The 20,005-nt window shown below is 66.5% G+C and carries 23 protein-coding genes and 1 tRNA gene; 10 read left to right on the top strand and 14 right to left on the bottom strand.

The features are described from left to right. Positions 1–8 precede the first annotated feature (8 nt). The gene (locus AWC31_RS12120; protein ID WP_110775068.1) at positions 9–635 is read right to left on the bottom strand and encodes an MspA family porin; all 627 of its coding nucleotides are present in this window, start codon (positions 633–635) and stop codon (positions 9–11) included. Positions 636–1,831: 1,196 nt separating this feature from the next. Here AWC31_RS12120 and AWC31_RS38285 point away from each other — a divergent pair. Next, positions 1,832–1,963, top strand: coding sequence for a three-helix bundle dimerization domain-containing protein (locus AWC31_RS38285; protein WP_374214039.1), 132 nt, complete (start codon positions 1,832–1,834; stop codon positions 1,961–1,963). Positions 1,964–2,019: 56 nt separating this feature from the next. On the opposite strand, the gene AWC31_RS12130 is transcribed toward AWC31_RS38285, so the two are convergent. The 3 genes from AWC31_RS12130 to AWC31_RS12140 all read right to left on the bottom strand — a co-directional run bounded on the left by AWC31_RS12130 (position 2,020) and on the right by AWC31_RS12140 (position 3,887). After that, complete coding sequence (locus tag AWC31_RS12130; RefSeq protein ID WP_085144508.1) at positions 2,020–3,192, bottom strand: Fic family protein; 1,173 nt, start codon at positions 3,190–3,192, stop codon at positions 2,020–2,022. Positions 3,193–3,265: 73 nt separating this feature from the next. Beyond that, a tRNA-Ser gene (locus tag AWC31_RS12135) sits at positions 3,266–3,355 on the bottom strand. Positions 3,356–3,374: 19 nt separating this feature from the next. Next, positions 3,375–3,887, bottom strand: a complete 513-nt coding sequence (locus AWC31_RS12140; protein WP_067851500.1) for a MarR family winged helix-turn-helix transcriptional regulator — start codon at positions 3,885–3,887, stop codon at positions 3,375–3,377. A gap of 67 nt (positions 3,888–3,954) precedes the next feature. On the opposite strand from AWC31_RS12140, the gene AWC31_RS12145 reads away from it, so the two are divergent. Next, positions 3,955–4,923 (top strand): NAD(P)H-quinone oxidoreductase, encoded by a 969-nt coding sequence (locus AWC31_RS12145; protein WP_085144509.1) that lies wholly within the window; start codon positions 3,955–3,957, stop codon positions 4,921–4,923. Here AWC31_RS12145 and AWC31_RS12150 read toward each other — a convergent pair. Further along, positions 4,920–6,116 (bottom strand): cysteine desulfurase-like protein, encoded by a 1,197-nt coding sequence (locus AWC31_RS12150; RefSeq protein ID WP_085144510.1) that lies wholly within the window; start codon positions 6,114–6,116, stop codon positions 4,920–4,922. The genes AWC31_RS12145 and AWC31_RS12150 overlap by 4 nt on opposite strands. A gap of 124 nt (positions 6,117–6,240) precedes the next feature. On the opposite strand from AWC31_RS12150, the gene AWC31_RS12155 reads away from it, so the two are divergent. From AWC31_RS12155 to wzm, 5 genes are read left to right on the top strand one after another with little or no spacing between them, the layout of a single operon-like run. Continuing rightward, entirely contained in the window at positions 6,241–8,208 is a 1,968-nt protein-coding gene (locus AWC31_RS12155) for a DUF6541 family protein (RefSeq protein WP_085144511.1), read from the top strand. An 11-nt stretch (positions 8,209–8,219) separates the two neighbouring features. Next, positions 8,220–8,741 carry a bacterial proteasome activator family protein gene (locus AWC31_RS12160; protein WP_085144512.1) on the top strand — a complete coding sequence of 174 codons (522 nt, stop codon included), beginning with the start codon at positions 8,220–8,222 and terminating at the stop codon, positions 8,739–8,741. Positions 8,742–8,748: 7 nt separating this feature from the next. Continuing rightward, the gene (gene wzt, locus AWC31_RS12165; RefSeq protein WP_067851490.1) at positions 8,749–9,543 is read left to right on the top strand and encodes a galactan export ABC transporter ATP-binding subunit Wzt/RfbE; all 795 of its coding nucleotides are present in this window, start codon (positions 8,749–8,751) and stop codon (positions 9,541–9,543) included. Then, positions 9,536–10,429, top strand: coding sequence for a galactofuranosyltransferase GlfT1 (glfT1, locus tag AWC31_RS12170; protein WP_207626344.1), 894 nt, complete (start codon positions 9,536–9,538; stop codon positions 10,427–10,429). The genes wzt and glfT1 overlap by 8 nt, the downstream gene beginning before the upstream one ends. Beyond that, on the top strand, positions 10,426–11,256 hold the full coding sequence (gene wzm, locus AWC31_RS12175; protein ID WP_067851485.1) for a galactan export ABC transporter permease subunit Wzm/RfbD: 831 nt from the start codon (positions 10,426–10,428) through the stop codon (positions 11,254–11,256). Before glfT1 ends, wzm begins: the two co-directional genes overlap by 4 nt. Here the strand turns inward: wzm and AWC31_RS12180 are convergent. The 3 genes from AWC31_RS12180 to AWC31_RS12190 are packed head-to-tail and all read right to left on the bottom strand — an operon-like array spanning position 11,244 to position 13,521. Next, entirely contained in the window at positions 11,244–11,654 is a 411-nt protein-coding gene (locus tag AWC31_RS12180) for a pyridoxamine 5'-phosphate oxidase family protein (protein WP_085144514.1), read from the bottom strand. The two genes, wzm and AWC31_RS12180, sit on opposite strands and share 13 nt — an antisense overlap. Positions 11,655–11,679: 25 nt before the next feature. Continuing rightward, positions 11,680–12,960 carry an HNH endonuclease gene (locus tag AWC31_RS12185; RefSeq protein WP_085144515.1) on the bottom strand — a complete coding sequence of 427 codons (1,281 nt, stop codon included), beginning with the start codon at positions 12,958–12,960 and terminating at the stop codon, positions 11,680–11,682. Positions 12,961–12,990: 30 nt separating this feature from the next. Next, positions 12,991–13,521, bottom strand: coding sequence for a P-loop nucleotide/nucleoside kinase family protein (locus AWC31_RS12190; protein WP_085144783.1), 531 nt, complete (start codon positions 13,519–13,521; stop codon positions 12,991–12,993). Positions 13,522–13,585: 64 nt separating this feature from the next. On the opposite strand from AWC31_RS12190, the gene AWC31_RS12195 reads away from it, so the two are divergent. Further along, positions 13,586–13,927 carry a TFIIB-type zinc ribbon-containing protein gene (locus AWC31_RS12195; protein ID WP_085144516.1) on the top strand — a complete coding sequence of 114 codons (342 nt, stop codon included), beginning with the start codon at positions 13,586–13,588 and terminating at the stop codon, positions 13,925–13,927. Here the strand turns inward: AWC31_RS12195 and AWC31_RS12200 are convergent. Together AWC31_RS12200 and AWC31_RS12205 are read right to left on the bottom strand one after the other, a co-directional pair. Further along, entirely contained in the window at positions 13,885–14,661 is a 777-nt protein-coding gene (locus AWC31_RS12200; RefSeq protein WP_085144517.1) for a phosphotransferase family protein, read from the bottom strand. The genes AWC31_RS12195 and AWC31_RS12200 overlap by 43 nt on opposite strands. Before the next feature lie 18 nt (positions 14,662–14,679). Further along, positions 14,680–15,150, bottom strand: coding sequence for a carboxymuconolactone decarboxylase family protein (locus tag AWC31_RS12205; RefSeq protein ID WP_085144518.1), 471 nt, complete (start codon positions 15,148–15,150; stop codon positions 14,680–14,682). Positions 15,151–15,199: 49 nt separating this feature from the next. Between AWC31_RS12205 and pdxR the strand changes: the two genes are divergently transcribed. Next, entirely contained in the window at positions 15,200–16,612 is a 1,413-nt protein-coding gene (pdxR, locus tag AWC31_RS12210) for a MocR-like pyridoxine biosynthesis transcription factor PdxR (protein WP_085144519.1), read from the top strand. On the opposite strand, the gene AWC31_RS12215 is transcribed toward pdxR, so the two are convergent. Then, positions 16,609–17,235, bottom strand: coding sequence for a trimeric intracellular cation channel family protein (locus tag AWC31_RS12215; RefSeq protein ID WP_085144520.1), 627 nt, complete (start codon positions 17,233–17,235; stop codon positions 16,609–16,611). The two genes, pdxR and AWC31_RS12215, sit on opposite strands and share 4 nt — an antisense overlap. A 33-nt stretch (positions 17,236–17,268) precedes the next feature. Here AWC31_RS12215 and AWC31_RS12220 point away from each other — a divergent pair, with 33 nt between their 5' ends. Continuing rightward, positions 17,269–17,682, top strand: coding sequence for a GtrA family protein (locus tag AWC31_RS12220; RefSeq protein WP_085144521.1), 414 nt, complete (start codon positions 17,269–17,271; stop codon positions 17,680–17,682). On the opposite strand, the gene AWC31_RS12225 is transcribed toward AWC31_RS12220, so the two are convergent. The 3 genes from AWC31_RS12225 to AWC31_RS12235 are packed head-to-tail and all read right to left on the bottom strand — an operon-like array spanning position 17,663 to position 20,002. Then, the gene (locus AWC31_RS12225) at positions 17,663–18,304 is read right to left on the bottom strand and encodes a 3-oxoacid CoA-transferase subunit B (protein WP_085144522.1); all 642 of its coding nucleotides are present in this window, start codon (positions 18,302–18,304) and stop codon (positions 17,663–17,665) included. The genes AWC31_RS12220 and AWC31_RS12225 overlap by 20 nt on opposite strands. Then, positions 18,301–19,074 (bottom strand): CoA transferase subunit A, encoded by a 774-nt coding sequence (locus AWC31_RS12230; RefSeq protein WP_085144523.1) that lies wholly within the window; start codon positions 19,072–19,074, stop codon positions 18,301–18,303. Before AWC31_RS12230 ends, AWC31_RS12225 begins: the two co-directional genes overlap by 4 nt. A 1-nt stretch (position 19,075) precedes the next feature. Further along, positions 19,076–20,002 carry a beta-keto acid cleavage family enzyme gene (locus tag AWC31_RS12235; protein ID WP_085144524.1) on the bottom strand — a complete coding sequence of 309 codons (927 nt, stop codon included), beginning with the start codon at positions 20,000–20,002 and terminating at the stop codon, positions 19,076–19,078. Between the last annotated feature and the right edge of the window lie 3 nt (positions 20,003–20,005).

A 20,005-nucleotide genomic window follows, 5' to 3' on the forward strand; every position in this document is an offset into this window, starting at 1 on the left:
GTCATGGTTTAGAGGTCTTTGGGTTCGCCGTAGAGGGTTTGGGTGTCGTTGCCGTTGTCGGTGCGCACCCGAATCGTGGTGTAGGACTGGATTTTCACCTGGCCCCCGCAGCCGTCGGCGACGATGTTCTGCTCGCGCAGATTCGACACCGCGTGCATGTTGCGCAGGCTGATCCGGTCCATCGCGACCTGGGCGTGGCCGCCCGGTTTGAGCAGCACCCGCAGGTAGCCGCCGATGTGCTCAGTGGCACCCACCGAAACGTTGCCCTGGGCACCGGCGAAACCGCCGCCCCCGCCGCCGCCACCACCGGCACCGCCTTGGCCTTGGCCAAAACCGCCGCCATAGACACCGGCGCCGACTTGCTGGTTGAGATCGAGCCCAATGTCACCGCCGACTTCGACACCGGCCGATGAATCGGTGCGGCAACCCACGAAATATCCCGACTCCAACTGCGCGTCCTGGATCACCGCCGCACCCTGACCGCTGATCCGCGCTTCGGACCGCAGGGTGACCCGGGCCTGCCACGAATTCGACGCGCCCGCAAGGTTGTCGATGTGATCGATCACCTCGTTGGTGGTATTCACATCCACCACCCATCCGTCATCGGTGACGAACTGCGTCCACCGATCCGCCATCACCTGCGGCGCGGCACCCGCCGCCGGCGCGCACAACACAGCACCCACACCCAGTACCGCCGCAACAGCGACGGCACGCCCCCGACCACGCACCAACCGAACAACCTCCCCGACAGGCCCAGCCCATTCCCCCGTGGATGTTTGCTGAGTCACGAGGAACAAACCATACGACAACGATCGGTGTCAAGATCATCGGGTTTGCTGACAGCGTTGCAGATTCGAGCAGTCCGTACCGAATCCGTAATCGTCGTGCGCCAATACTGCTATCTACCACCACATATAGCCACACAGCAACGCGCGATGGATTGCCGAACGTTCGCAGGTTGGGCTAGCTGTCGTGAGAGGCCTACCCGGGTCGGGTTTCTATTCTTGCAACCGCCTACCGTTTTCTGAAACCGGCGAGGAACCGCCCTCCGGGGGCGTCGAGCAGAACCACGCATCAACCCGGAGAGCGGCTCCATCTTCCGGCGAGCCGCCCCGACCGAAGCTGTCGGGGGGACGAATCGGTCGACAGGCAACCACCACCACCGAGGCTACCTCACCACAGCAGCATCTAACCGTCGCCGTAGCAAATTTCCTGCCTTCGGCTTCGGCTCACGCAACCATTGACCGGCGAACGTTTCCGAACTGCCGATGTCCTTGACACCAACACGGGTTCGTACCATATCCTCGGCTAGTCATTCGCTTCCATCCGGACCGAGCGACCGATATGAGCAAATGAATCTGCTAGTGCTTCAGCAGCTGTGATCGCACGGTCGACGTCTCGAGGCGGCGGCCGCGCCGCACCGGCGCCGCATCGATCGCTGTAAAACCTGTCCCCACAGCATGTCCGACCCTAGATTTGCCGAGCGAGCGGCAGAGACGTCGCCGTGGCAGTCCCAGGCAAGCGCTGTTCATCGAATTTATTGCCGAATTCGACAGTGCTGCACGATAATTCACCGGCAAGCAATCTGAGTTGGATCGATTAGGCGGCACAGTGGGCAACAGCAAGGGATTTCAGAGCCGCCTCACACCGAACCGAGCGGGCCGATAGAACTCCCGTCCATCGGTCCTTTCTCCTGGGCGGTTGACCGCGACAGGCACGCGTGAATACTGGTGGTGATGCGCGAGGTCGCCGAGCACGTGGTGTTGGCCGAGATCACCAACCGGCTGGTCTGGGAATTCCCGAGGTCAGACCTGCTCATGTCGATGACGCAGTGAGCCGCGCCTATGCGCGATTCGCTAACAGCCCGATCCGCGATTTTGTGCCGTTGTTCGTCGGGAAGCACGCGCGCCACAGCCTCGCACAGCGCCGCATCGCCGCATCACCGCCGACGTCTAACGCTTGATTGAGTCGCCCCAGCACGTTCGGACGCCTCGGTGGGCGAGTCCGCAACCCCCATGATCACCCGCGTCGTCCGGCCCGCTCGGCGAAATCGTCCAGCGCATCCAAGATTTCAGGTGCACGCCAAGCACGGTTACGCGCTCGGTCGGTGAACTCGACGACGATGCCGGCCTCGGCGAGAGGACCGATATAGCGTCGGGGGTGGTCGGTGGAGATGCCCAGCTCGTCGCGCAGGAGCACGCCGTTGACGACCGGCCGTCGGGTCAACAGGTCGGCAACTTTCCACGCTGCCGAGTCCGACCGTGCGGTGATCCGGTCATTCCAGCTCGCGCGGATCTCGCGCAGCTCAGTGATCAGCTTGCGGCCGTTGACAATTGCGCGCTTGCTGGCGTGGGCGAACCGCTCGACGATCGGTGCGAGATCGCCTTCTCGGTAGGCGGTGAGGGCGGCAAAGTAGCCGTCAGTATCCGATAGCAGCCCAGCGGACACGGGGACTGTCACCTGCCGCGCCAAGCCTTTGTTACGCAGCATCGACTGCACCAGAGCCCGCCCCGTGCGACCGTTGCCGTCGGTGAACGGATGGATGGTCTCGAATTGCGCATGGGCCACCGCGATCTGCGCAAGCAGGGCAACGTCGTCGCGAGCGGCGAAGGCGATCAAATCGTCGATCGCGGCAGGAACTCGTTCGTGGCGGGGCGGAACGAACGTCGCGTTGAGCGGGCTGTTCCCGCCTCCGATCCACACCTGCTCGGTACGCCACCGCCCCGGAGTGTGATGCGACTGGCCGACCATCAGTGCGGCGTGCATGGCCAGGATCGCATCGGCGTCGACGCGATCTGACAGCTCGATGGCGGCGGTCATCGCTGCCGTGTTGGCGACTATCTGCTCGGCGTTGGCCTTTCCCTTAGCGCCTGGCAGTTCGGCCTCTGCGATGGATCGTGCGGACGCGGTGAGGTTCTCGATGCGCGAGCTGGCCGCGGACTCGCTACGCAGGAGCACAGCGGAGAACGGGGCGATCTCGCCTCCGAGTTCGGCGTCGAATCGAGTGATGGCGAGGCTGGCGTCCTCGGCAGCCGTGTACACATCCGACGGCAGCACCACCTGCAGGTCGGCGATAGCCGGGGGGATCGCTGCCCGGTACTGGCCGCCCCGACGAGACGACCGGGAGTAGCTGCCGTCGTGGCTAGGCGTCCAGTGCAGTGTCTCGTAGCTGAGCGGAAGAAGTGTCGCCATACGAAACTATAGCGACACTTGAGGCAGTAAGTGTCGCTATCGCAAGGGGAGAGCGACACTTATGCCTGACGTGTGGCGGTGGCGGAGGGATTTGAACCCCCGGACGGTGTTAGCCGTCTCTCGCTTTCAAGGCGAGTGCATTAGGCCGCTCTGCCACGCCACCGTCGACAAGAGTACGGCCTTCACACCCGGCCGATCTTGGCGGGCGGTGCTCCGTTCTTCAACGCGGCGCTGATGCGGCGACAGTTCTCGCCCATCGCGGCCATCTGTGGGCGGGAAAGCCGACCGAGGAAGTGCGCGCGTACGCCCTGTCCATAGGTCACCATCGCCTCACGGACGGCGGTCCTGCCGTCGTCGGTGATCGTGGCGATCACGCCGCGACCGTCGTCGGGACTGGCACACCTGGTCACCAGGTTCTGCACTTCGAGCCGACGGATCTGCCGGGTCACCCGGCTGGGCAATGACATCAGCCGCTCGGCGAGATCCCCCATCCGCGCCGAGCCGGTCGGTGACTTGTCCAGAATGTCGAGCAGACGCACATCGTTGAGCGTCAGGTGATGCGCGTCGACAAGAGAGCGGTTCAACGTCGCATACAAGCGCAGGGCCGAGTCGAGGTAGTTCTGCCACGACCTCTGCTCGGCGATATCGAGACCCGGCATGTCACCAGCCGTGCGCCCCGCGATCATCCCCTCCATGCGCGCAATCGTAAGGGACGTAAGTATTGCTGCGCGGGCGAAATTGCAGGGTTGTAGCGTTGATTTAATGTATGCAATCGTTGCCGCCGCAGACGGACAACTGACCTGGGAAAACGTCGCCGATATCACGGCAGCAAATTCTGAAATCCTGATCAAGGTTCACACCGCGGGCATCAACCGCGCGGACTTACTACAGGCCGCCGGAAAATACCCGCCCCCGCCTGGCGCCAGTGACATCATCGGTCTCGAGGTTTCCGGCACGATCGCGGCACTCGGTGACGGCGTGACCGGATGGTCGATCGGGCAACCTGTGTGCGCATTGCTGGCCGGGGGCGGTTATGCCGAGTACGTTTCGGTGCCCGCGGCCCAGGTGCTGCCGATCCCCGACGGCGTCAGTCTTCGCGACGCGGCCGGCCTCCCGGAAGTCGCGTGCACGGTCTGGTCCAATCTCGTCATGACGGCCGGGCTGTCCGCCGACCATCTGGTACTGCTGCACGGCGGTGCGAGCGGCATCGGCACCCACGCCGCCCAGGTCGCCCGCGCGATCGGCGCCCGGGTCGCGGTCACCGCGGGCTCCGCCGACAAGCTCGATCTGTGCCGCGATCTCGGGGCCGAGATCACCATCAACTACCGGGACGAGGATTTCGTCGAACGACTGCGTGCCGAGAACTGCGCGGACGTGATCCTCGACATCATGGGCGCGGCATACCTGGAACGCAACGTCGACGCACTCGCGGTCGGTGGCCGGCTCGTGATCATCGGCATGCAGGGCGGCATCAAGGCCGAACTCAACATCGCCAAACTGCTGGCCAAGCGGGCCGGCGTCATCGCGACCTCGTTGCGCCCCCGGCCCGTCGACGGTCCTGGCGGTAAAGGCGAGATCGTCGCGGCAGTGCGGGACAACGTCTGGCCGCTGATCGCCGAGGGCCGGGTCAAGCCGATCATCGGCGCCGAACTGCCCATCGAGCAGGCCCAGCGGGCCCACGAACTGCTGGCCTCGGGCGAGGTGTCGGGCAAGATCCTGCTGACGGTCTAGCCCAGCGACGCGAGAGCACGCACGAGCTGGTCGACCTCGGCGGTGGTCGAGTAGTGCGAGAGCCCGACGGTCACCGCGCCACCGATGTCGTTGACGCCGATCACGTCGAGCACGCGGGAACTGGCGTTGGATATCGCGAGGATCCCGTTGTCGGCCAGGCGCTGCACGACGCGCTCGGCCGGCACGTCACGCACGGCGAAGCTCAGCACCGGAACCCGGGTCTCCGGGTTTCCGATCACCATCACCAACGGCAACGACCGCAGCGAGGTGAGGAGATATTCGAACAGCCGGCTCATGTACGCCGCGGCCGATTGCATTGAGACAGCGAGTCTTTCGCGTCGGGTGCCGTTCGCGGACTCGTCGAGGTTGGACAGGTACTCGATGCTGGCGACCACGCCGCCGAGCAGGCCGAACTGGTGCACGCCCATCTCGAGGCGCGCCGGGCCGGTGGCGTAAGGATTCAGCGACACCGAACCGAACGAATCGATGAGCGACGGATCCCGGAACACCAGGGCACCGATCGGCGGACCGCCCCACAGCACCGCGTTGAGCGCGACGACGTCGGCATCGATCTCGTTGAGGTCGAGCAGCCGGTAGGGCGCGGCGGCCGAATGATCGACCACCACGAGGCCACCCACCTCATGGGTCAGTTTGGTCACCTCACGCAGATCGGTGACCGTGCCCAGGGTCGACGACGCCGACGCGATCGCCACGAGGCGGGTCGGCTTGTCGATCAGGCCTTCCCACTGCCAGGCCGGCAGCTCACCGGTCTCGATGTCGACCTCGGCCCACTTCACTTTGGCGCCATAACGATTCGCGGCCCGCAGCCACGGGGCGATGTTCGCCTCGTCGTCGAGCCGCGTCACCACCACCTCGTAACCCAGGCCGACCCGCGCCGACGACGCTTCGGCCAGTGAGGTCAGGAGATGGGCCCGGTCCGCGCCGAGCACCACGCCCCGCGGATCTCCGTTGACAAGATCGGCGACCGCCTGGCGGGCGGCGGTGAGGACGGCGGCACTGCGGCGCGCAGACGGATGCGGCCCGACCGCGGTCGGCATCGAACCACGGAATGCGGTCGAGACCGTCGTAGCGACCGAGTCGGGTACCAACATGCCGTTCTGCGCATCGAAATGCACCCACCCATCGCCCAGAGAAGGGTGCAAGCCACGCACCCGGGCGACGTCGTATGCCATGCCAGCCACCTTAGAGCGTCCGCGAATATCACAAACCGACACGATTTGGTGGGCCCCCGACCGCACGTTTCCGCTACCGAGGCCATGCTCGGATCGGGTCGCCCTGGGCAGCCATACTAGTCCAGTGGGCTTCGGGTTCGGAGTGCTAATCGCACTGTTGTTGCTGGTTATCCCCGGGGCCTTGATCGCACGGGCCGGCGGGCTGACCTTGCCGACCGCCCTCGCAGTGGGTCCGGCCTTGACGTACGGGCTCGTCGCGCTGGCGATCGTTCCATTCGGAGCCCTTGGCGTGCCATGGAACTCATGGTCGGCATTGTTTGCTGCGATCGTGCTCAGCGGCATGGCCGCCTGCGCGCACAGATTGTTTGCCCGCTACCGCAACCGCGACGCCGAGGCACTCGCCGCCTCGCGAGGCCCCGCCCTGGTCGTCGCGGCGGGTGTGGCGCTGGGTGCGCTGCTGATCTTCGCGGCGGCCGCGGCGGGCATAGCGCACTGGCAGTCGATTCCCAGCAATTGGGATTCCGTCTGGCACGCCAACACCGTGCGGTTCATCCTCGACACTGGTCAGGCCTCGCCGACGCACATGGGCGAGCTCCGCAACGTCGAAACCCACGAGGCCCTCTACTACCCGTCGGCGTTCCACGCCCTTGCCGCGATTTTCAGTCAACTCACAGGAGCCGCGCCGACCACCGCCTACACGGTCAGCTCGGTCACCGCGGCGGTGTGGCTGTTCCCGAGCAGCGCCGCGATCCTCACTTGGCACGTGGTGCGCGGCCATGCCTCGCAATGGTGGACCGCGGGCGCGGCGGCGACGGCGGCCGCGCTGTCGGCCTCCTTCACCGCGCTGCCCTATGTCGAGTTCGACACCGCATCCATGCCGAACTTGGCGGCCTACGGCATCGCGGTCCCCACCTTCGCGTTGATCACGTCCACCCTGCGCCACCGTGACCGCATTCCGCTGGCGGTGCTGGCCCTGCTCGGGGTGTTCTCGGTGCACATCACGGGTGGCGTGGTGACGGTGCTGCTGGTCGGCGCCTGGTGGTTGTTCGGGGCGGTGTGGCGTCCGGTGCGTGGGCGACTGGCCGATTTCGTAACGCTGCTGCTCGTGGGCGCACCGACGGTCGCGGTACTGCTCCCGCAGTTCCTCGGCGTGCTGCAGCAGGCCGAGATCATCGTCGGGCATGCGTTCGTCACCCATGAAGGCAAGAAACGCGGGCTCATCGACGCCGTCCTCCAGCACACGCGCCATCTCAACGACTTCCCGATCCAGTGGGCGCTGATCGTCGCGGCCGCAGGCGGGGCGGCGTACCTGATTGCCAAGCGGATCTGGTGGCCGCTGGCGGTGTGGCTGCTGCTCGTCGTCTCGATCGTGCACTCGTCGGCGCCGTTTGGCGGTCCCGTGGGCACCGTCACCGGAGTGTTCAGCGACCTGTTCTACAGCGATCCGCGCCGGCTGTCCGCGGTGGTGACGCTGCTCCTGGTCGCGGCGGCAGGCATCGCGTTGTTCACCGTGGTCACCGTCGCGCTGTCATGGGTCCGCGGGCGGACCGGGCGAGGCCGTGACGCGACATGGTTGACCGTGACCGGCGTCGGGCTGGCGGTGATCTGCGTCGCCGGCGCCTGGCACTATTTTCCGCGGCACAAGTTCCTGTTCGGTGAGAAATACGACTCGGTGATCATGGACGCCAAGGATCTCGATGCCTTCGCGTTCCTCGCGGAGCTGCCCGACGCGCACACGACCGTGATCGGCAACGCCAACACCGACGGCACCGCCTGGATGTACGCGATTGCTGATCTGCGCCCGCTGTGGACCCACTACGACTACCCGGTACAGCAGGGACCCGGGTATAACCGGTTCATCTTCTGGGCATACGCCGATGACGCCGACACCGATCCGCGGGTTGCCGAAGCCATACGGGCGCTCAACATCCGCTACGTGATCACCAGCAGCCCGGTGGTGCGCGGGTTCGTCATGCCGGACGGGCTAGTGTCGCTAGATGCCTCACGGTCGTGGGAGAAGATCTACGACAACGGCGAGGACCGGATCTACCGCTGGCGCGGGGACGACGACCAACCGAACAACGACAAGTGACTGGGAAGGCCATGACCATCAATCCGGACGACGACAACATCGAGATCCTGACCAGCGCGGCCGGCGACAACGAGGCCGAGGCCGACGCCGACGGCAAGTCGCTGACCGACCTCGTCGAACAACCGGCGAAGGTCATGCGCATCGGAACGATGATCAAGCAGCTGCTGGAGGAGGTGCGCGCCGCTCCGCTCGACGACGCGAGCCGCAACCGGCTGCGGGAGATCCACCGGACCAGCATCAGTGAGCTGGAGGACGGACTGGCGCCCGAGCTGCGCGAGGAACTGGAGCGGCTGACGCTGCCGTTCACCGACGACAACATTCCGTCCGATGCCGAGCTGCGCATCGCGCAAGCCCAGCTGGTCGGGTGGCTGGAGGGCTTGTTCCACGGCATCCAGACCGCGCTGTTCGCCCAGCAGATGGCGGCGCGGGCCCAGCTGGAGCAGATGCGCCAGGGGGCACTGCCGCCAGGGCTACAGGTACCGGGCGGCCAGCGCGGCGGCCCGTCACACCCTGGCACCGGGCAGTACCTGTAGGTCACCGGTGTCTGATCCACACATCTCCACGCGCGATGCGTGGGTGGAGTTCCCCATCTTCGATGCCAAGTCGCGGTCGCTGAAGAAGGCGTTCCTGGGCAAGGCCGGCGGCGCGATCGGGCGCAACGAGTCCAACGTCGTCGTCATCGAGGCGCTGCGCGACATCACGATGTCGTTGGAGATGGGCGACCGCGTCGGGCTCGTCGGGCACAACGGCGCGGGCAAGTCCACGCTGCTGCGCCTGCTGTCGGGCATCTACGAACCGACGCGCGGCTCGGCGACCGTAACCGGCCGGGTGGCACCGGTTTTCGACCTCGGCGTCGGGATGGACCCGGAGATCTCCGGCTTCGAGAACATCATCATCCGCGGCTTGTTCCTCGGGCAGACCCGCAAGCAGATGTTGGCCAGAGTCGACGAGATCGCCGACTTCACCGAACTCGGCGACTACCTCTCGATGCCGCTGCGCACGTACTCGGCCGGCATGCGGGTGCGATTGGCGCTGGGGGTGGTGACCAGCATCGACCCGGAGATCCTCCTGCTCGACGAAGGCATCGGAGCGGTCGACGCCGAGTTCCTCAAAAAGGCGCAGACCCGCTTGCAGGATCTGGTCGAGCGGTCCGGAATCCTGGTGTTCGCAAGCCATTCCAATGAATTCCTGGCCCGGTTGTGCAAGACGGCGATGTGGATCGACCATGGCACCATCAAGATGACGGGTGGGATCGAGGACGTCGTGCGCGCCTATGAGGGCGACGACGCCGCGCGGCATGTGCGTGAGGTGCTCGAGGAAACCGCGCGTGGCTGATCTGGTGTGCGCGGTGGTGGTGACCCACCGGCGTCGCGAACTGCTGGCCAAATCGCTCGATGCGGTGGTGACGCAGGACTGTGCACCCGACCACCTGATCGTCGTCGACAACGACAACGATCCGGCGGTGCGCGACCTGGTGACCGGCCAGCCCATCCCGTCGACGTATCTCGGCTCGCGCCGAAACCTCGGTGGGGCAGGAGGTTTCGCACTGGGCATGTTGCACGCGCTGACGCTGGGGGCTGATTGGATCTGGCTTGCCGACGACGACGGCAGGCCAGCCGACGCCACGGTGCTGGGGACCCTGCTGGCATGCGCCGAACAGCACAGCCTGGCCGAGGTGTCACCGATGGTGTGCAACCTCGACGATCCTGAGCGGCTCGCCTTCCCGTTGCGCCGCGGCCTGGCGTGGCGACGCCTGGTCAGCGAGTTGCGTACCGAAGGAAGCGGTGATCTGTTGCCCGGCATCGCGTCGTTGTTCAACGGGGCGTTGTTCCGTGCCGCCACCGTGGACGCCGTCGGCGTCCCGGACCTGCGACTGTTCGTGCGCGGGGACGAAGTCGAACTGCACCGCAGGCTCGTCCGCTCCGGGCTTCCGTTCGGAACGTGCTTGACCGCAAGCTATTTGCATCCGTGCGGCACCGACGAGTTCAAACCCATCCTCGGCGGGCGCATGCACACGCAGTATCCCGACGACGAGACCAAGCGCTTCTTCACCTACCGCAACCGTGGCTACCTGTTGTCCCAGCCGGGGCTACGCAAACTCCTGCCGCAGGAGTGGGTGCGCTTCGGCTGGTACTTTCTGGTGTCACGCCGCGACCCTGCGGGTCTGCGCGAGTGGATTCGCTTGCGGCGGTTGGGCAGACGCGAAAGGTTTCAGCGATGACGTTCACCGACGCCGCGGCGCAGTCAAGGACCTTTGCCCGCGCCCGCCGCGACCTGGTCGAAGGGTTCGGCAAACGCGAGCTGTGGCTGCATCTGGGCTGGCAGGACATCAAGCAGCGCTACCGACGCAGCGTGCTCGGGCCGTTCTGGATCACCATCGCGACCGGTGCCACCGCCGTCGCGATGGGCGTCCTGTACTCGAAGCTGTTCAAGCTGGAACTCGCCGAGCACCTGCCCTACGTGACGCTCGGACTGATCGTCTGGAACCTGATCAACGCGTCCATCCTCGAGGGCGCCGAGGTGTTCATCGCCAACGAAGGCCTGATCAAACAGTTGCCGACGCCGCTGTCGGTTCACGTATATCGGCTCGTGTGGCGGCAGATGATCCTGTTCGGCCACAACATCATCATCTTCGTGGTCATCGCGATCATCTATCCGAAACCGTGGAAATGGACCGATCTCGCGGTCATTCCGGCCCTCGGTCTGATCGTGCTGAACTGCGTGTGGGTGTCGTTGTGCTTCGGCATTCTCGCCACGCGCTACCGCGACATCGGCCCGCTGCTGGCATCGCTCGTGCAGCTGCTGTTCTTCATGACACCGATCATCTGGAACGAGGCCACGCTGCAACAGCAGGGCGCGGGATCGTGGGCCAAGATCGTCGAACTCAACCCGCTGCTGCACTATCTCGACATCGTGCGGGCCCCGCTTCTGGGTGCCGATCAGGAACTCCACCATTGGCTGGTCGTGCTCACACTGACCGTCGTCGGTTGGATCCTCGCGGCGTTCGCCATGCGGCAGTACCGCGCGCGCGTGCCTTATTGGGTCTGATCCGACCCGAAGGTGAAGTAGCGGCCCGAGATCTCTTTCGGCGTGATCCGCACGAAACGGCGCTTCTCGGTGGCGGTCCACGGCAGCAGCTGAGCGCGCTCGGCGGCCGCGATGTCTTCGGGCGATTCGAGTAGCTCGGCCGTGCCGCGCACGATCACACTCCAACCGTTGATGATGTTGTGGTCATCGGCCTCGAACAGGACGCGGTCACTCATCACCGCGGTGATCAGCTTCGTACCCTCCGCCGTACGGAACAACACCGTGCGCCGTTGCACCACGAAATTGACCGGGAAGATCTCCAGCCGGGTGCCGATCGTGGTGACGAACCGCCCGAGCGCGACGCTTGCGAGCAGACGCCAGCTTTCGTCCTCAGAGAGCACCGACACCGGGCTGGCCATGCACCCAACCCTAACTTCGCCGCGGCTAGGCGGCGTGGGGCCTGGCGAATTCGATCGCCAACATGAGTTCGGTTGGGCACTCGAACTCTTCGCGCGCGCCGGGCAGCGGCGGTGCGGTGGAACGGTAGACCGCACCGGTCGGCGTCACGAAAAAGGCGGTGTGTACCCCGTTTTCATCGAAGGTGTGTACCTGCCACCCCGCCGATTCCTTGGTGTAGTTGCAGCGCTCACACAATCCTTCGCCGTTGGCAGCGCTCGTCGCACCACCGCGGGCGCTGGGCTCGGCGTGATCGGTATGGCGGATGGGCGCATCGCAGTACGGCGTGCGGCAGGTGTCATCACGCAACGCGATGAACTCGGCCAATCCCTTGGGGAACAACCGCGCCCGCGACTCCATCGCCACCAACGCACCCGAGCTCGGATGCCGATACAGCCGCTGCAACGTCGCCTTCGACCGCTCATCACCGACCGCGTCGGCCACCAACTTTCGGGCCACTTCCGCGGGCACCGGACCATAGCCACTGATATGAGCAGGCACCTGTGAACCGCCCAACAATGTCTCGTCGGTGATCACGAGTTTCACCGCGACCGGTTCAGCCACATCCGCCGGTCGGCCGGTGACGCGTTCGTAGACGCTGTCGGCCATGATCTGGCCGCGGCTGCGGTCGTCGTAGGTGGTGTCGGCGGCGTTTTTGCAGGCGGCATAGACCGCGACGGCTCGGGCGACGGGCAACAGCACCGTCACATACGCCATGGTGTCGGGGGCGGGGCGGATCCACACGCCGCGGTCGGCGGCGGCCTTGGCCGCCCGTTCGACGACCGCCGCGGCATCCAGGCGCAGCGCGATCTTGCGGGCCTCGGCCTTGACCCGACTGTTGCCCCACCCCTGCAGCCGTGTCGTATCGGCGCACAGTTCGCCATCCAGCCGGCGCCGGTCCTCCACCTCCAGGCAGGCTGATTCCCGCACGATCAGGGTGGCGCGCCATTCCGAGAGCATCCCCGCTTCCAGGGCGGCCAGGGTGTGGGGCATCTCGTGGACGAGTGCTTTGGCCAGCCCGAGATACTGGTCGCCTTTCTTGGGTGCCTCGCGCCGCGCCAACGCGACCTCGGCGGCCAAACCTTTGCCGCGTTTGGCGGCCGGCACCCCGTCGGCGGCTTCGCGGGCGCGGCGCTTGGCATCCCACAACGCCGTCGCGCGGGCCTGGGCGGCCGCCAGCGCCGGTTTCAGCAGTTCGTACTTCTCGACCAGGGCGCGCAGCTGTTGCTCCGACGCCCCCGGATCGATATCGAACAAACTTTCGAACATGTGATCGATGCTACGCCCGCGCACCGACAACTACCGTGCGCGTACCGCCGAGACGATGTCGTTCACTGCGGCGTCGGCGTCCGTCGCGGTGTCGACGCGAAGCACCGGGGTGCTCCAGGGTTCATATCTCCGGCTCAGGACCTGCTCCCACGTGGGAACGACGAGTCCGTCCAGATCCGACGTCCGCCTCTCGACGCGCTCGCGGTGCATATCCATGTCGCTGCAGATGACCTCGACGTTGATGGCGACCGCATCGGCTGCTCCGGCGACATCGGCCCAGGCCCGCCGCGTGACACCGAGCGGGTTCACGCTGTCGGCGACGACGTCGTGCCCGGCCCGCAACAAATCGGACGCGACGCTGTACGCCACTTGGTAACCCGCATCTGGTGCGTTGTCCCAGCCGCCCGCCGCTGCGACGAGTCCGGACCGGACCATCGCGGCCTCGATCGTGTCGATACGCAGATGCACCGCACCCAGACGTTCGCCGACGCGGCGAGCCACGGTCGTCTTCCCGACCCCGGGAAGCCCGGAGAGCACCACGAGTACCCGACTCTCGCTCATCAGCCGCATAGTAGGGCCAAAAAGTTCACAGGCACTTCACAGCGGCTTCGGTCGTTATGGCGATATGAGCATCCCGCCATATGAGCCCCCGAAGACCCCTCCGACACACGGGGTGGGTAACAACCTGCTGTGCCCGAAGTGCGCCGGGGTCATGAAGACCTATGAACGCAACGGCATCCACCTCGAGCAGTGCGACACGTGCCGTGGCATCTTCCTGGACTTCGGCGAGCTCGAGGCGCTGACCCAGATGGAGAACCGGTTCGTGCAGTCCGCACCCCCGCCTCCACCGGCCCACTCCGGCTACGGGCAGAGTTACGGACACGCGAACTACGGGCCGGGCTGGGGCCATCGCGGCAACAAGCACTACCGCAAGCAGGGCTTCGGCCGGCTGTTCTTCTCCAGCTGAGGCATCCGCGCACAGGCCGCCGACAACATCTCGTCTTCGGGATCGTTCGCGGCGGCCTGGATGACGGCGGCGCGGGCGAACGGTTCCAGCACCGGCCACGGGTCACCCGACGGCAGTGCTGGGCCGCCTGCCGCCCGGTATGCGTCGACGAACGCGCCCCAGTCGGCGTCGGGAATCAGGCCCGCGGCCCAGAACCCGGCCGGGCGGGCCAGGTCCCAGGCCGGATCGCCGACGCCGAGATCGTCGACATCGATGAGTTGCCATGGGCCCGGAGCCCGGTGGCCCAGCTGGCCGAGATGGAAGTCGCCGTGTACGAGCGTGCGCGGGCGGTCGGCCGAACCGGCCCGCCACGCTTGGTCGGGCAGACCGGCCGCGGCGCGCACGATCACGTCGTATCCGCGGGCCCGATCTACCGCCCGCCGCAGGCGAGCCGGCCAGCCGTGGGCGGGGAGCCTGGGCACGAACGACGCGTTGTGCAGCCGCGCCAGCAGCCGCGCGATCTCCGCCCACGGAACCGAATCCGGCTCTTCGGCAAGGGTTTCCACGAGCGGCCACCGGGTCCGCCATCGGTCACCGACCCGTTCCGGTGTGAGCGACAGCGGCGCCACGAAGACGTCGAGTCCGCGCGCGGTGTGTAGGCGAGCGGCAAGTGCCCGCGGGTCGGTACCCGGCCGGTGCAGCTTGTGCACGACAGCACCGTGCACGGTGATCTGCGCACCGGACCGGGTCTGCACCCCTTCAGTTTCCCAGCGTCAGCGCCGCGGCGGTGGCGTCTTCACCGCGGCGTTGATGCGGTTCCACGCGTTGATGGTGACCGCCATCGAAATGACTTGGCCGAGTTCACGTTCGGTGAACGCGGCGGCGGCCCGGGCATAAACCTCGTCAGAGACCGGGCCGTGGCTCAGGTCCGTCATGGCTTCGGTCAGCGCGAGTGCGGCCTGCTCTTGCTCGGTGAACAGATCACCGGCCTCTTCCCACGCGGCGATCAGCGCGAGCCGCTGTTCGGTTTCGCCGTGCTGACGGGCGTCGTGGGTGTGCATGTCGAGGCAGAACGCGCAGCGGTTGAGCTGCGAGGCGCGGATCTTGATGAGCTCGGCGATGGTGGGGTCGATGTCCTTCGCCGATGCGTTGGACAGCGTCATCATGGCGTCGTAGAGCTCGGGTGAAGCCTTGTAGATCTTGAGCCGGTCGGTGGTCTTGGTGGATTCGAGTGTCTGCGTCATGCCATAAACGCTAGCCGCCAAAGTCCCGTCTAGATGGTTCAATCTAAGGGTGAATTCGCGGGCCAATTCTGGCAGTCGGGACTTGCATCTCGAGCTGCGCACGGTCATCGAACCGGGCAGCCGGACTGCCAGGGAACAGCTGATCCAGGCGCTGCGGGACGGTATCCGGTCCGGTCGGCTGGCCACCGACACCGTGCTGCCGCCGTCGCGCACCCTGGCCGCCGATCTCGGGCTGGCCCGCAACACCGTCGCCGAGGCGTACGCCGAACTCGTCGCGGAAGGCTGGCTGGCCTCGCGTCAAGGCGCCGGCACGTGGGTCGCCAGATCCGCGGTGACGCCGCCGGTGCGGCGGCCGCGGCGCACGACGATCGTTCCCAAGCACAACCTGATGCCCGGTTCGCCGGACGTCGCGGAGTTTCCGCGCACCGCGTGGCTGGCCTCGACGCGACGCGCACTGTTGAACGCCCCGGTGTCCGCACTGCGGATGGGCGATCCGCGCGGGCATGCCGAGCTGCGGGAGGCACTCGCCGAATACCTCGGCCGGGTCAGAGGTGTGCGCACGACACCCGAATCGATCGTCATCTGCGCCGGTGTGCGTGACGGCGTCGAACTGCTCGGCAAAGTGTTCGGGACAACCCGTCCGATCGCCGTGGAAGCGTACGGGCTCTTCATCTTTCGCGACGCGTGGGCCGCGATGGGCATCGGGACCACGCCCATCGGGATCGACGAACACGGTGCGGTGGTCGGCGATCTCGACGGGCTCGACACCCCGGCCGCACTGCTCACTCCGGCCCACCAGAGCCCGTTCGGCATGGCCCTGCATCCGGCGCGCCGCACCGCCGCCGTCGAGTGGGCGCGGCGCACCGGCGGCTACGTGATCGACGACGACTACGACGGCGAGTTCCGCTACGACCGCCAGCCGATCGGTGCCCTGCAGGCGCTCGATCCCGAACGGGTCATCTATCTGGGCTCGGCCAGCAAGGCCATGGCCCAGACGCTGCGCGTCGGCTGGATGGTTCTCCCCGAGGCGCTCATCGATCCGGTGATCGCGGCGGCCGGCGGACAGCAGTACCACGTCAACGCGATCACGTCGCTCACGCTGGCCGATTTCATCGGCACCGGCGGCTACGACCGCCACGTCCGGCGCATGCGCAACCGGTACCGACGCAGGCGGGACGCGCTGGTCGCCGCACTGGACGGATTCGACGTGGGTATCGGCGGCCTGGTCGCCGGCGTGAACATGCTGCTGACCCTGCCCGACGGGGCCGAGCCCGAGGTGCTGCACCGGGCAGGCGAGGCGGGCATCGCGTTGAACGGGCTCGCGATCATGCGCCACCCCATGGCCGATCCGGCACTCCCCAATCCGGACGGGGTGCTCGTGGGCATCGGCGGGCCTGCCGAACACGCCTTCGGGCCCGCGGTCGACGCACTTGTGAGCGTGCTGTCCGAGGTGTTGCGCTAGGTCTCGCCGCGCACGATCAGATCGGCGGGCCCCGTTGGCAACCGCCAGTGGAACACCAGGCCGGCCAGCCGCAGCACGGTCGCGAGCACGGTGCCCACGACCAGACCCACCCACTGCGGGCCGAAATAGTCGATGACGGCGTAGGCCGCCGCACCGAGCATCGCCGGAACGGCATACAGCTCGTCGGGACCGAGCAGCATCGGCACCTCGCGCGCGAGTACGTCGCGGATGATGCCGCCGCCGATCGCGGTGGTCATGCCGATCAGCGCTGCCGCGAACCAGCTCGCGCCGTGATCCACCGCGATGGCCGCACCCGACGTCGCGAAGAAGCCCATACCGATGGCGTCGAGCGTGAGCACGCTGCGCCTCATCCGGATGAACAGCCGCGCGGTCAGCGTGGCCACCGCCGTGGCCACCAGGGCCACCGTGACGTTGGGCCAGTGCTGGATCGACGTCGGCGGACTGATGTTGAGGAACAGGTCACGCACCACACCGCCGCCGACGCCCGTCATGATCCCGAGCGCCGCGATGCCGAACAGGTCGAAGCCCTTGCGGATCGCGACCATCGCGCCCGACGACGCGAACACGGCGATACCGAGATAGTTGAGCACCATCTGCAACACACCCGCACGGTAGGCCCTCGCTAAGCTGCCCGAGTGGCCGACACCGCACCAACGACCCCACGCCTGAGTCTGACGACGCAGGCGTTCCGGTTCATCGTCACCGGCGGGTTGTCGGCGATCGTCGACTTCGGCCTGTATGTCGCGCTGCTCGCGACCGGCATGCACGTCAACATCGCCAAGACGCTGAGCTTCATCGCGGGCACCACCACGGCCTACCTGATCAACCGGCGCTGGACGTTCCAGGCGCCGCCCAGCAAGGCCCGGTTCATCGCGGTGTGCGTGCTGTACGCGCTGACCTACGCGGTGCAGGTCGGGATCAATTACGTGTTCTACATGGCCTGGGACGAGAAGCCGTGGCGCGTGCCCGTCGCGTTCGTCATCGCCCAGGGCACCGCGACGGTCATCAACTTCGTGGTGCAGCGCGCGGTCATCTTCCGGCTGCGCTGAGCAGCGGCGGCTCGGTCTTGTCGCGGACCTCAGCCTCGGTGACGCCGGGCGCGAGTTCGACGAGTTCGAGTCCGGCGGGGGTGACGTCGAGCACCGCGAGATCGGTGATGATGCGCTCGACGACGCCCCGTCCCGTGTAGGGCAGCGAGCACTCGTTGACGATCTTGTAGCTGCCGTCCCTGGCGATGTGTTCCATGAGTACGATGACGCGCCGGGCGCCGTGCACGAGGTCCATCGCACCGCCCATGCCCTTGACCATCTTTCCGGGGATCATCCAGTTCGCGATGTCGCCGGACGCCGAGACCTGCATGGCGCCGAGGATCGCGGCATCGATCTTGCGGGCCCGGATCATGCCGAACGAGGTCGACGAGTCGAAGAACGACGCGCCGGGACGGACGGTGACGGTCTCCTTGCCCGCGTTGATGAGGTCGGGGCTCTCGTCGCCGTCGAACGGATAGGCGCCGACGCCGAGGATCCCGTTCTCGCTCTGTAGGGACAGTTCGACATCGTCCGGGACGAACCCGGGCACCAGCGTGGGCAGTCCGATGCCGAGGTTGACGTACGAGCCGTCGGTCAGCTCGGCGGCTGCGCGGGCAGCCATCTGATCGCGTGTCCAGCTCATGCTGTCGTCCTCACGGTCCGCTTCTCGATTCGCTTGTCGGTGGCCTGCTCCGGGGTCAGCGCCACGACACGGTGCACGAACACCCCGGGGGTGTGGATGTCGTTGGGGTCGATCTCGCCGGGTTCGACGAGTTGTTCGACCTCGGCGATCGTGGTCTGCCCGCACATGGCCGCGAGTGGGTTGAAATTCCTTGCCGCGTCGCGATACACGAGATTGCCGTACCGGTCGCCCTTCCAGGCGCGGACGAGCGCGTAGTCGCAGGCGATCGATTCCTCGAGGATGTACTCGCGGCCGTCGAAGACCCGGGTCTCCTTGGCCGGCGACGCGACCGCGACCGTGCCGTCGGGCGCGTACCGCCACGGCAGCCCGCCGTCGGCGATCTGGGTGCCGACACCGGTCGCGGTGTAGAACGCGGGAATTCCGCTGCCGCCGGCGCGCATTCGCTCGGCGAGGGTGCCCTGCGGGGTCAGTTCGACTTCGAGTTCACCGGACAGGTACTGACGGGAGAACTCCTTGTTCTCGCCGACGTAGGAGGCCACCGTGCGCCGGATCCGGCCGGCAGCCAGCAGTATTCCCAGCCCCCAGTCGTCGACCCCGCAGTTGTTGGAGACGACTTCGAGATCGTCGGCCCCGTGCTCGAACAGCGCTCCGATCAGGACGGAGGGTATGCCGCACAACCCGAAGCCACCGACGGCGAGCGACGCCCCGCTGGGGATGTCGGCAACCGCGCGTGCGGCACTGTCGACGACCTTGTCGAGTCCACGTCGCATCTCAGAACGCAACTGCCCCAGCACCTTTCAGACCGAGATACTGGCGCGCCTCATCCGGGGTGGCGGGTGTGCGATCGAACAGCGCGGCAAGTTGCGCGACCTTCTGCACGAGCTCCGCGTTCGACGACGCGTTCTCGGTCCTGGTGACCCGCAGGTTGTCCTCGAGTCCGACCCGCACGTTGCCGCCGAGGGTCAACGACAGGGCGGCCAGGCTGAACTCGCCGCGATACCCCACCCCGGCGGCCGACCAGGTGAACGAGTCCCTGCCGAAGACCCGCTCGGCGGTGCGCAACATGTGGATGAGCTGATCGGGTTCGGCGGCGTTGGCACCGAGCACGCCGAGCACGAACTGCAGGTTGAACGGCGGCTCCAGCACGCCGTCCTTGACGAGCTGCTCGAGGTTGTAGATGTGGCCGACGTCGTACACCTCGATCTCGGGGCGCGTCTGTGCCTGGCGCATCTGCTCAGCCATGTAGGTCATATCCGCGAAGGTGTTCTTGAAGATGTAATCTGTTGTACCTTCGAGGTATTCGCGTTCCCAGTCGGCGAACGGCAAATCGCGCGACGCGACCGGGAACAGCCCGAAGTTGAAGCTGCCTGCGTTGAACGTCGCCATCTCGGGACGGAACTTGAGGACCGAGGCCCGCTCTTCGACGGTCATGCCGCGACCGCCGCCGGTGGTCGGCTGGATGACGGCGTCGGTGTTCTTCTTCAGCTCCGACAGCGCCCGCTCGAACAGATCGAGATCGGCGACCGGACGACCGGTCGCTTCCTCCCGCACGTGGACATGCAAAACGGACGCGCCGGCCTCGGCTGCCTTGACGCCCTCTTCGACGATCTGATCGACGGTGATCGGAATGGCCTTGCTCTGGGCGGGCACGGTCATGCCGCCGGTCAGCGCGCAGGTGATGATGACCTTGTCGTTCACGGT

The organism is Mycolicibacterium wolinskyi, assembly GCF_002101965.1.
In the GTDB taxonomy this organism is placed as follows: domain Bacteria; phylum Actinomycetota; class Actinomycetes; order Mycobacteriales; family Mycobacteriaceae; genus Mycobacterium; species Mycobacterium wolinskyi.